The sequence below is a fragment of the Trichococcus pasteurii genome (assembly GCF_900112935.1).
GTDB lineage: Bacteria > Bacillota > Bacilli > Lactobacillales > Aerococcaceae > Trichococcus > Trichococcus pasteurii.
Window position 1 is genome coordinate 385,503 of the sequence record NZ_FONM01000002.1, and the last position, 11,943, is coordinate 397,445.

10 protein-coding genes are annotated in these 11,943 nt (G+C 47.5%); 1 reads left to right on the plus strand and 9 read right to left on the minus strand.

Annotated elements, in window-relative coordinates:
* Nucleotides 1-18 precede the first annotated feature (18 nt).
* From BM184_RS04065 to dnaE, 4 genes are all read right to left on the minus strand, one after another.
* Nucleotides 19-876 (minus strand): CvfB family protein, encoded by an 858-nt coding sequence (locus BM184_RS04065; RefSeq protein WP_086941571.1) that lies wholly within the window; start codon nt 874-876, stop codon nt 19-21.
* Between the two features lie 221 nt (nt 877-1,097).
* Entirely contained in the window at nt 1,098-2,855 is a 1,758-nt protein-coding gene (pyk, locus tag BM184_RS04070; RefSeq protein ID WP_086941572.1) for a pyruvate kinase, read from the minus strand.
* Between the two features lie 51 nt (nt 2,856-2,906).
* Complete coding sequence (pfkA, locus tag BM184_RS04075; RefSeq protein ID WP_086941573.1) at nt 2,907-3,869, minus strand: 6-phosphofructokinase; 963 nt, start codon at nt 3,867-3,869, stop codon at nt 2,907-2,909.
* A gap of 322 nt (nt 3,870-4,191) precedes the next feature.
* Nucleotides 4,192-7,530 carry a DNA polymerase III subunit alpha gene (gene dnaE / locus BM184_RS04080; protein ID WP_086941574.1) on the minus strand — a complete coding sequence of 1,113 codons (3,339 nt, stop codon included), beginning with the start codon at nt 7,528-7,530 and terminating at the stop codon, nt 4,192-4,194.
* Nucleotides 7,531-7,672: 142 nt separating this feature from the next.
* Here dnaE and BM184_RS04085 point away from each other — a divergent pair, with 142 nt between their 5' ends.
* Complete coding sequence (locus BM184_RS04085; protein ID WP_068560596.1) at nt 7,673-7,852, plus strand: YjzD family protein; 180 nt, start codon at nt 7,673-7,675, stop codon at nt 7,850-7,852.
* 99 nt (nt 7,853-7,951) lie between these two features.
* On the opposite strand, the gene queA is transcribed toward BM184_RS04085, so the two are convergent.
* The 5 genes from queA to BM184_RS04110 all read right to left on the minus strand — a co-directional run bounded on the left by queA (nt 7,952) and on the right by BM184_RS04110 (nt 11,930).
* Nucleotides 7,952-8,980 carry a tRNA preQ1(34) S-adenosylmethionine ribosyltransferase-isomerase QueA gene (gene queA / locus BM184_RS04090; protein WP_086941575.1) on the minus strand — a complete coding sequence of 343 codons (1,029 nt, stop codon included), beginning with the start codon at nt 8,978-8,980 and terminating at the stop codon, nt 7,952-7,954.
* A gap of 16 nt (nt 8,981-8,996) precedes the next feature.
* On the minus strand, nt 8,997-10,010 hold the full coding sequence (gene ruvB, locus BM184_RS04095; protein WP_086941576.1) for a Holliday junction branch migration DNA helicase RuvB: 1,014 nt from the start codon (nt 10,008-10,010) through the stop codon (nt 8,997-8,999).
* Between the two features lie 5 nt (nt 10,011-10,015).
* Entirely contained in the window at nt 10,016-10,627 is a 612-nt protein-coding gene (gene ruvA, locus BM184_RS04100; RefSeq protein WP_086941577.1) for a Holliday junction branch migration protein RuvA, read from the minus strand.
* Nucleotides 10,628-10,791: 164 nt separating this feature from the next.
* Nucleotides 10,792-11,217, minus strand: a complete 426-nt coding sequence (gene msrB, locus BM184_RS04105) for a peptide-methionine (R)-S-oxide reductase MsrB (protein ID WP_086941578.1) — start codon at nt 11,215-11,217, stop codon at nt 10,792-10,794.
* 107 nt (nt 11,218-11,324) lie between these two features.
* The gene (locus tag BM184_RS04110) at nt 11,325-11,930 is read right to left on the minus strand and encodes a DUF937 domain-containing protein (protein WP_086941579.1); all 606 of its coding nucleotides are present in this window, start codon (nt 11,928-11,930) and stop codon (nt 11,325-11,327) included.
* Nucleotides 11,931-11,943: the final 13 nt, after the last annotated feature.

An 11,943-nucleotide genomic window follows, 5' to 3' on the forward strand; every position in this document is an offset into this window, starting at 1 on the left:
GCTGAAGGCCTAATCCTTTTAGATTAATTTTGTGTGTCCATCTTCTTGGATGATCAGTCTGGCTTTCAACAAATGGCCCAAAGCCCTTTTGAATTGTGCTTTGCTGATGCCAAAGTATTCTTTGATTGCTTCTGGATCACTCTTGTCCCAATAAGGCAAGCTGTGCGTTGGGCTCTGCTCCAACAATACCAAAATCATGGCTGCATCCTCACTGATCGCTTCGTGAGCACGCGGTTTCAAGGACAGATTCAGCATGCCGTGTTGACTGATGCCGATAACCCGACCGCTGACGACTTCGCCCAAGCGCGGTTCAATCTCCCGCTCGGATGGGTGAATGAATCCGATGTAATGATCGTCCGTCAGGATGAACGTTCCTACCAATTTCAAACGGAAGACTGTTCCGGTTATGTCCTTGTTTTTCAATTCCTCTCCCGGGGTACGGGAAATGGAACGGAATACCGGCTCGTCGGCGATGATGCCCCACAGACGATCTTTGCTGTCCTGCTCCAGGGCGATCAGAAGACGGTCTCCTTTTTTCGGCCATAGTGATTTGATATCAGGCAAATTATCCAAGGAAACCACAATTTCTTTGTCGTCAAGACCGATGTCCACAAACACGCCCAAATCTTTCCGGACGGCCACAACTGTTCCCCAACCGTATTTCCCAACTTGGCTCGCTGGTTCCTTTAAGGTCATGCGAAGTTGCTTGTTCATCCCTTCGTAGACGAAGCCTTTGACAGTGTCGCCCAATTGTAATGCCGTTTCCGACTCTTCTTTATCCAATCTGTAGGTGATGCCGTCTTTCTGAACGAAGACACTTTTTTCGTTTTCGTCCACGATCACACCTGTAATGATTGTACCTAGTACTTTACTCATATTTTTCCTCCAGACGGTCTTTCCGTCGCTGTATTTCTTCCATTTTATCATATCACAAAATGATTTCCAAAGCGTCGTTGTTATGAGCTTGTCATATTTGTGATATTTATGCATATTATCCTGTCTGCTTGCCGAAACAGAGGGCAAGTCGTGCTTCCGGAAAGCAAATGGGCCCGAGACTCTCGTCCCAGACCCAATGATGCTCTCTAATTTAGTTAAGCTTAGATGGTAGTTGTTGCACCGCGGTAAATGATGCCGCGACGAGAATCGATTGTGATCAATTCGTTGTCTTGCACCAATGTAGTCGCATTTTCTGCTCCTACGATTACCGGAATGCCGCTTGCGATACCGACAACAGCAGCATGACTTGTCAAGCCGCCAGCTTCGACGATTACGGCTGCAGCTTTTTCAAATGCAGGCGTATAGTCTTTATCAGAGTTCTTCAATACTAAGATGCAGTCCTCTGTCACTTTAGCGATTGCTTCTTCTGCTGAAAGAGCCACTACAGCTTTACCGATGACAGATTTGTCGCCGATACCTTGGCCGGAAGTCAATTTGGTTCCGATCAATTGGATCTTCATCAAGTTTGTTGTTCCGCGTTCGCCAACTGGTACGCCGGCAGTGATGATGATCAAATCGCCTTCTTTAGCGAATTTTTCTTCCTTGGCAACTTTTGCAGCCAATTCCATCATTTCATCTGTTGAATCAGGTTTTTCGGTTACGAACGGATACACACCCCACGAAAGTGCCAATCCGCGTCTTTGACGTTCCGAGAAAGTGACTGCAACGATGTGTGATTTCGGACGGTATTTAGAGATCATGCGCGCTGTATGTCCAGATTCAGTAGCGGCAACGATTGTTTGGATGTTAAGGTTGCGGGCTGTATGTCCAACCGATTGACCGATTGCTTCAGCCATATCTGTGTTGCTGTATGCTTTCAAAGCAAATGCATCTTGTCCAACGATTGCTTCTTCCGTACGGATAGCGATTGTAGCCATCGTTGTAACGGCTTCAACCGGGTAATCCCCAGCAGCTGTTTCGCCGGATAGCATAACTGCATCGGTTCCGTCAAAGATTGCGTTGGCAACGTCTCCTGCTTCAGCACGTGTAGGACGTGGGTTGCGTTGCATGGAATCCAGCATTTGTGTTGCTGTGATGACTGGTTTGCCCAATGCGTTACATTTTTTGATCAACATTTTTTGTGCGATAGGAACTTCCTCAGTAGGGATTTCCACGCCTAAGTCACCACGGGCAACCATCAAACCTTGAGAAACTTTCAAGATTTCATCGATGTTATCAAGACCTTCTTGATTTTCGATTTTAGGGATGATTTGGATGTGGGTTGCATTATGTTTTTCCAAAATTTCAGTGATTGCCAATACATCACTTGCGCGACGCACGAAGCTCGCTGCGATGAAATCGACGTCATTTTCGATACCGAAGATGATATCGTCAGTATCTTTTTGTGTAATCCCTGGGAAGTTGGTTTTGATCCCTGGCAGATTGACACCTTTTTTGTTTTTCAAGATTCCTGAGTTTTTGACTAAGGTAACAATTTCGTTGTTCTCTCTGTCGATTTCAGTCACTTCAAGGTCGATCAAGCCGTCATCCAATAGGATATGGTTTCCGACAACGACATCGTTGATCAATTCTGGGTAAGTGATTGAGAATTTATCTTTCGTACCCTCAACTTCTGTCATTGAGATTCTTACTGTTTCGCCGGCGATCAATGACACGATGCCGTCTTTCATGTTGTTTGTACGGATTTCAGGACCTTTTGTATCCAAAAGGATAGCGCACATTTTGCCTGTAATTTTTGATGCTTCGCGAATGTTGACGATACGAGCGCCATGTTCTTCAAAGTCTCCGTGCGAGAAATTCAAGCGGGCAACGTTCATACCGGCATTGATCAATTTTACAAGTGTTTCTACAGATTCACTAGCAGGCCCAATCGTACATACAATTTTTGTCTTTTTCATAGAAAATAAGCACCTCATTTTATATTTTGTAAAACGTAAGTCAACTTTTCGTTAGAAAGAAATTTCTTTGTTGATTTGGTAAAGCGACAATAATGGCAAGTGTTTTTGGTTCTCAAGTGTGTCGATGATATCGTTGAAAACAACTTCATCGCCCTTGACGCCTACACAGATTCCGCCTTTGCCTTCTTCCAACATTTTAACGGCATTGTAACCGAAGATGCTTCCCAATACGCGGTCCTTCGCTGATGGGGATCCGCCGCGTTGCACGTGGCCCAAAACAGTGACACGTGTATGGAATTCTTCGAATTTGGAAAGTTTCTCTGCGAATTCAACCCCGGACATTACGCCTTCAGCCAACATGATGATCGTATGCTTTTTGCCGCGCGCTCTGCCTTCCTGGATTTCAGCAACTACTTCTTCCATTGTGAATTCTTTTTCGGGAATGACGATGGATTCCGCGCCACTTCCGATACCAGTCCATAGAGCGATGTCGCCGGCATTTCTGCCCATTACTTCAACAACGAATGTACGGATATGGCTTGTTGCAGTATCTCTGATTTTATCCACAGATTCCAATACTGTATTGATCGCAGTATCAAAACCAAGCGTGTAATCAGTACCTGGAATATCGTTATCGATTGTTCCTGGAATACCGATTGTCGGGAAGCCTAATTTAGTAAGCGCTGCTCCTCCACGGTAGGATCCATCTCCTCCGATTACGATCAGGCCATCGATGCCGAATTTCTTCAACTGTTCGATTCCTTTAAGCTGTCCTTCCAGTTTTGCGAACTCAGGATAGCGGGCAGAATATAAAATTGTTCCCCCACGGCTGATTGTGTCTCCGACGTCATCAATCGTCAGACGACGGAAATCTCCGGCTACCATACCAGCATAGCCATAATTGATACCATAAACTTCCAAACCGTCATAAATGCCTTTTCGCACAACAGCGCGAATGGCTGCATTCATTCCTGGTGCATCTCCACCACTAGTCAATACTGCAATACGTTTCATTAGACTTCACCTCATCAATAAAGTTAAAAACTCTCAATTTTCAAAAAAATTCATGCATTAAATATTTTTTGAATTTGTCCTTCACTATCTTATCATCTTTTTATGAAAATGTCTTTTAATTTCACGTTTTTTTGATTGTTAAAAAAGAAACAATGAAAAATAATGGCTTCTTGTCCCGAATATCGCCACATTCGGACAAAATGTTATTACTACCGCCCGAATTCTACAAATCCGTAGTAGGCAGGCTCAACCAAAAAGACTGAACAAGTCTGGACAGCATTCGCTTTTATGAAAACAGTATCCGGATATCAACTTTTCGCTTTCATTTGACCGCAACATTTCCATTTCCAAAAATGGACTTCAGTGATTCAAGCAGTTCAGCAGAAATAGTGACCCAGTTTTCCGCTGTCAAGCGCATCGTTTGTTTTGTGGCTTCGTTGTAAAGAATAACAGGATGTTCTCCCCGCTGATGGTTCAGCACCCGATACATTTTATTGAACAGCTCTGGCGTGTTGTTTTCCGCCGTCAAGCGGATGAATACATTCTCCTTTTTTTGACCCATCATATCCTGATAGGCTTCGGCATCCCAGATATGCGTAACCAAAAAGCTCGTTTTGTCAGCTTGTTTCGACCGCTCCAGCTTGCCTTCGACGACAAGCAGCTGGTTTGCCTTCAGCAGTTTCATGAACCGGATATAGTACTCGGGAAAAATCGTGACGCTGATTTCGCCTGTACTGTCGGTCAGGTTAGCGAAAGCCATGGGGTCGCCCTTCTTCGTCTGGATTCTTCTGATGTCTTTGATCAATCCCATCGTGCGCATTTTTTTGTCGTATGCCAGCTCAGTTACGTACGCAACAGCACCGTTGTTGTATAATTTGCCGAACTGGTCGATTGGATGGCCTTTCAGAGAATGACCCAATGTGGCTTCTTCCATATCCAACAATTCCAACAGAGGCATTTCTCCCACTTCAACATATTTCGGCTCCAGTATCGAAAACAGATCGATGTTATTTCCGCTGTAATCGATGCTGTTCAGCATACCCGGCAACGACTGCAGCAGCGTAGCGCGCGAATGTCCAAAACTGTCGAACGCCCCACTGTAGATGAGCGGTGTGATGTTTTCCTCCTTCAGCCATTTCGGATGGATCCTTCTCAAGAATTGAACGAAATCCTGATAGCGGCCATGACCTTGGCGTTCTCTGATGATTTCCTGGATAAAATCGCGTCTGAGGCCTTTGATCCCGCCCAAGCCGAACTGGATCGTCTGCTGCTGCAACGCAAATTTCCAATTGCTTGTATTGATGTCCGGATAGGAAATGGTGATGTTGCGCCTCTTCAGTTCGATGAAATATTCCTTCATCTTATCCGAGTGTTGGTTGACGGAATTCAGCAAAGCAGCGAAAAACGCTTCCGGGTAATGCGCCTTCATGTAGGCAAGTTGGTAGGCTATGAAAGAATAAGCGACCGAGTGCGAACGGTTGAAACCGTAATTGGCGAACCGCTCGATGTAATCATACACTTGCTCGGCCGTCTGCTCGGAATAGCCTTGCCGCAGCGACCCTTCAATAAAGTGTTTTCTTTCTTCATCGATAGCCGACTTTTGTTTTTTGCCTATCGCTCTTCTGAGGATGTCCGCTTCCCCCAGGCTGAAGCCAGCCATCCGGGAAGCCACCTGCATGACCTGTTCCTGATAAACCATCACCCCGTAGGTCACCTCAAGGATCGATTTCAGATCTGGATGGAGATAATCGATTGCGGCCAATCCTTTTTTCCGCGAAACGAAGAGGTCGATTTGTTCCATCGGACCCGGTCGATAAAGCGCATTGACGGCGGCGACATCTTCGATCGATTCCGGCCCGAGTTTTCGCAACACATTCTTTATGCCGGGGGATTCGAACTGGAATACCCCATTCGTATCCGCTCTTCGGAATATATCGAGCGTCCGATCATCATCCATCGGTATTTCCCAAATGTTGATGTTTTTTTTGTGCGCATCGCTGGCCAATTGCACCGCATCATTCAGTATCGTCAGATTTTTCAGACCCAGGAAATCCATTTTGAGCAAGCCGATTTCTTCGATGTTACCCATTGTGTACTGCGTCAAATACAGCTCACTGTTTTTCTTCTGCAAAGGCACAATATCCCGCAATGGATTGTCGCTGATGACGACCCCTGCCGCGTGAGTGGAAACATGCCGCGGGACACCTTCGATCTTTTCTGCGGTCTCATAGAGAAGACGATTCACGCCAGTCGCGCTGATCAGGTTCTGCAACTCTTTTGATTTCTGCCTTGCCTCCGCCAGACTGATGCCCAATTGATTAGGGATCGCATTCGACCATATTTGAGCCTCCGCAACAGACAGTCCGAATACTCGTGCAGTATCACGCAAAGACATTTTAGCGGCAAGCGTGCCAAATGTGGCTATTTGGGCTACGTGGTCCGAACCGTATTTATCCCGGACATAATGCAGGATATCGTCCCTCCGGTTATCCGGAAAATCCAAATCGATATCCGGCATGTTGTAGCGTTCCTTGTTCAAAAAACGCTCAAACAACAGATTGTATTTGATGGGATCGACATGGGTGATGCGCAGGACATACGATACGAGCGAACCGGCGGCAGATCCCCGGCCGGCTCCCGGCATGATCTTCGCTTTTCGGGCATATGCCATCACGTCCCAAACGATAAGGAAGTAATCATCGAAGCCCATTTCATGGATGACTTCCAATTCATACGCCAAGCGTTTTTCATATTCCGCGTTAGGGGAATCCATCCTCTGACGCAACCCTTCCTCGCAGAGCCTCCTGAGGTATGCTTGCGGCGTCGTCCCGGCAGGCAGCGGATAGCGCGGCAACAGCGACTGATGCAGCGGCAAGTCGATTTCGATTTCATCCGCAATTTTCTGGGTCGTTTCAGCCTCTTCCACCAAAGCAGCCTCCCGGAATTTCCTTTCGATTTCTCCGCAGGTCGGCAAGTAATACATGCCATCCAGCGCTTCCGATTGCAGATCCACTTTTCCGTTCGCTTCGATCGCCTTCAGGACCCGGCAGCTGAAATTGTCGCTCGGCTCCAGATATCTGACGTCATGCATCGCTGTAGTCGGGATGTTTGTCTCCCTCGATAAAAGTTTCAGCTGCGGAATGATCGGTTTCATTTTCTCGTGGAGCTGAACGCCTAAATAAAAATTGCCGTGGGTGAAGATTTTTTCCCAGGCCAAACTGGCTGCCTTGGCATTCCCCTGATCGTTTCCGTTCAAAAAGCTCTCGATTTCGCCTTTTTCTCCCGGCGTAATCGCGATGATGCGGCTTGAATCTTCCTCCAAAAGGGAAAGCAATTCCTTATCCGAAGCGTCCTGATTCCTGACCGTCGACAAAGCCATCAACTTTTTGTAGCCCTCAAAATCCTTTGCCAACAAAACCAACGGAAAGGTGCGATCTTTTCTGATTATTCCGGGCAAATCCAGTTGGATGCCCAGAATGGGTTGGATAGCATACTTTTTGCAAAGCTTGAAGAAGTCGACTTGGCCATAAAGAACATTTTGGTCCGTCAGTGCGATGGCCTGATAGCCTTTTGTCTTGGCGCTGCGCACCAAATCCTCTATTCGGGTAGTCGTCTGCAAAAGAGAATAGGCACTGATGACCTGCAAATGTACAAAAGACATGTCTGGACCTCCTTTTTCTAATCAATACTACTATTATAGCGCACCCGCCCTAATCCAAGAAGCGAAAAAGTTGTTGGGCAAGTAATGCTTGTCATCTCCAAAAAAAGTGATAAAATGAATTTCGAGAAGAGGTGTAAACGACATGAAATATATTGCAATCATTTTTTGGGGATTTATCTTAGGGCAAGTATCTGTTTATCTGGGCAGCGCCTTATCCGGCGGCAGTTATGACTTTATGATCGCAACCATGACGGGTATCTTTACCGCGCTGATCGTAGTTCTTGTTTCTGCGTTGATGCCGAAGACAGCCTCGCATAAATAACCGATAGTTCGTACTAGAGACGGCAGAGAAATCGAAAAAACCTTCAGGGATCAAATTCCTGAAGGTTTTTTTGGCTGAACGAACCCGTTCCGCTTTTCTCTATTTGATGAACATGGCATCGCCGAAGCTGAAGAATCGGTATTTTTCTTTGACTGCGTGCTCGTAAGCGGACAGGACGTTTTCTCTGCCGGCAAAAGCGCTGACCAGCATGACCAAGGTGGATTTCGGCAAATGAAAATTGGTGATGATGCCTTGCACAACCTTGAAGGAGTAGCCGGGCGAAATGAAAATTTTGGTCCATCCGCTGTCCGCCTTGATTTTCCCATCAAATTTCGTGCCGATCGTTTCCAGTGTCCGCACGGAAGTCGTGCCCACCGCCACTATTTTGCCTCCGTTGGAACGGACCTGATTCAGCGTTTGCGCTGCCTCGTTCGTCAGCTGGTAGAATTCCGAATGCATTTCGTGGCTGGCGATATCATCGACCGATACCGGACGGAAAGTCCCCAAGCCCACATGCAACGTCAGATAGACAATCTTGACACCTTTATTGGACACTTCCTTGAGCAAGTCGGCCGTGAAATGAAGCCCGGCTGTCGGGGCCGCTGCCGATCCGACTTCTTTGGCGTAAACGGTCTGATAACGTTCCTGATCGTCCAGCGTTTCCTTAATGTATGGCGGCAACGGCATTTCGCCCAGCGATTCCAGTATCTCCAAAAATACGCCATCATATTTGAAATTCAAAATGCGGCCGCCGTGCTCCAACGATTGCGTCACTTCGGCTGTCAAGCGCCCGTCCCCGAAAGAGATGACTGTCCCGACTTTGACCCGTTTTCCCGGCTTGACGAGCGTCTCCCACTCATCCCCTTGGATATTGTTCAAAAGCAGAACTTCGATATGCCCGCCGGTATCCGGTTTGACGCCGTGCAGTCGCGCAGGCAGCACCCGCGTATTGTTCAGCACCAGTGCGTCGCCCTCCTGAAGCTCCTCCACCATGTCGGTGAAATGTTTGTCCGTGATTTCTCCAGTCTTGGAGTCCAGGGCAAGAAGCCGGGATGATGACCGATCCAGCAGCGGTGTCTGCGCAATCAGCTCTTCCGGCAAATAAAAATCAAAATCACTTGTCCTCATTGATAAAATACCTCACTTAATTTTCTGTATCATACGTAATTCCCAAATGGTCATATGCCATTGGGGTTGCTATCCTGCCGCGCGGAGTGCGCTGCAGAAAGCCCAATTGGAGCAGATAGGGTTCGTACATGTCCTCTATCGTTTCCATTTCTTCGCCGATGTTGGCGGCGATCGTCGAAAGACCGACGGGGCCGCCGTTATAGAATCGGATCATCGTCGTCAAGATTTGCCTATCCAAGTCATCCAGCCCTTTATTGTCCACACTCAAAATGGATAAGGCTTTGTCGGCGATTTCCTTCGTGATCAGGCCATCGCGATAAACTTGGGCGAAATCGCGCACGCGCCGGAGCAGCCTGTTGGCTACACGTGGGGTGCCTCTGGATCTCAAGGCGATTTCGACAGCGCCTGACTCGTCGATTTTCGTGGACAAAACATCCGCAGAGCGGTGGACGATCTGCCGGAGATCCTCAAGGCTGTAATATTCCATCCGTGAAACGATCCCGAACCTGTCGCGCAGGGGAGCCGACAGACTGCCGGCTTTTGTTGTGGCACCTACCAAAGTGAACGGCGGCAGCGTAAAGTGGACCGGATGGGCTGTCGGTCCTTGCCCGATGATGATGTCCACATAATAATCCTCCATGGCAGAGTACAGAACTTCTTCCACGATCCGCGGCAAGCGATGGATCTCATCGATAAAAAGGACATCCCCCGCTTCCAGTTCATTGAGCAATACCATCAGATCGCCCGGCCGCTCGATTGCGGGTCCGCTCGTGCTGTGGATCCGGACATCCAATTCATTGGCGATGACCATCGCCAATGTCGTTTTCCCTAATCCCGGAGGCCCGTACAACAGCACGTGATCCAAGGCTTCACTGCGCGCTTTTGCGGCCTGGATATACACTTTCAATTCATTTTTGACTTTGTCTTGGCCGATATACTGCGCCATCAATTGCGGCCGCAATGTTTTTTCGATCAAATCTTCTGTCAGGTCTTCCGTATTTCCGGAAACGATTCTGTTTTCAGCTGTCATCTATATCACCCTTTTAAAAGTAGCTTGAACGCCGTACGAAGCACTTCTTCGGCGCTGGAATAGTTTTCTTTTTCCAATAGCGGCAGTATTTTCTTCACTTCACGGTCCGAATATCCCAAACCGGCCAAAGCCTCGAGTGCTTCCGTCAACACAGCGGGTTGTGCGCCAGCGGGTTCATGGACCGGATGCTCTTCCATCCAATACGTATCGGGCAGCAGTTCCCCGAGTTTGCCTTTCAAGTCCAAAATGATCTGCGAGGCTGTCTTTTTGCCTACACCAGGGAATTTCACCAAATACCCCACATTATCCGTTTCGACCGCTTGGATAAGACCCAGGTGATCATCACTTGCCAATATGGACAAGCCGCTCTTCGGTCCGATTCCGGAGACGCTGATCAGTTTCAAGTACAACTGTTTTTCCGTGTAGTCCTTGAAACCGAAGAGCGTGATCGCATCTTCGCGGACTGCCTGATAAATGTAAAACGTTACATCCTGGTTCAGGCTTCCGGAAAAACGGAAAGGATTCGCGACCTGCAATTGGTAGCCGATGCCACCGTTCTCCAGAACCACATAGAGCGGTCCCACATAAACTAATTTACCTTTTATGTATTCGTACATCATCTGACTCCTACTCTTCATTTCCTGATTATCATTCGGTCCCTATCATAACATAAAACAGAACGGAAATGACAGCCGCTCAGCCATATATGTGGGAACAATCGTTTGGTTCTGCATAAGCAAAAAATCCCAGGGCTGATAGCCATGGGACTTATCTCTGCTGTTTATTCGAATAATTGTTTGTATTCTGAATAACCTTCCGCGTCCAATCGATCGTACGGAACAAAGCGCAGGGCTGCCGAATTGATGCAATAGCGCAAGCCGCCCAACTCTGCAGGGCCGTCCTCAAAAACATGCCCCAGATGGGAATCGGCTTGAGCGCTGCGGACTTCTGTGCGTTTGCGCATCAACTTGCGGTCTTCCAGCTCTTTCAGAGTGGAAATCGGTTTTGCAAAAGAAGGCCACCCGCAGCCTGCATCGTACTTGTCGGCAGAACTGAATAAAGGCTCACCGCTCACGATATCCACATAGATGCCCTTCTCGTAAAAATCATCATATTCGCCGGAAAAAGGCCTCTCCGTAGCTTCGTTCTGTGTCACTTCATATTGTAAAGGCGTCAAACGCTTCAATTGTTCCTCTTTGTTGTCCATCTCGAGATCAGACCCCTTTCTTTTCATTGCTCCAGTATATCAAAAAATACAAAAAAGCAGAACAAAAAAGTCTTGTTCTGCTTCGACCATGTGTCCTCAGGAGTGGATCAGAATAGATTCCCCAAAATGCTCCCCAGAATGCCGCCCAATCCGCCTGTTGCCGATGGCGTCGCCGTTCCGGACTGCTTAGGGAAAAGATCGGTGATGTCGAAATTGTTTGTGGCTGTTTCTTCAGCTTGTTTGGAGAAGATGTCGGTCTGTTTGGCAACACCGTCGGCATCCAGCCCATCAGCATCTTTTTTGTCAGCCAGCATGCCCAGGATCATTGGCGCCATGGAAGCCAAGACCTTGGCAACCTCAGATTTGCTGATGCCTGTTTGGGCAGCGATCTGATCCACGACCTTATCCTTGTCCCCGAAGGCATGATCCAATATTTTATCCCCATCATCCGTATCGACTTTTTTGACCACGTCTTCGATCGAGGACACGTCTTTCGTCTGACCTTTATGTTTTTCCAACGCATCCGATAAGGAATCTTTCCCTGCTTTTGACTCTGCGTTTTTGCTTAATGCCCTTAGGATCAATGGAATTGCAACGACAGCCAATTTAGGCAAAATGCTTGCATCAACGCCCGTTTTGCTGCCCAAGGCCTGGATCGAACTTTCTTTGTTCAGTTCTCCCATCATTTCGGAAATGTCATTGATTTGCACCATTTTTTCCACTCCT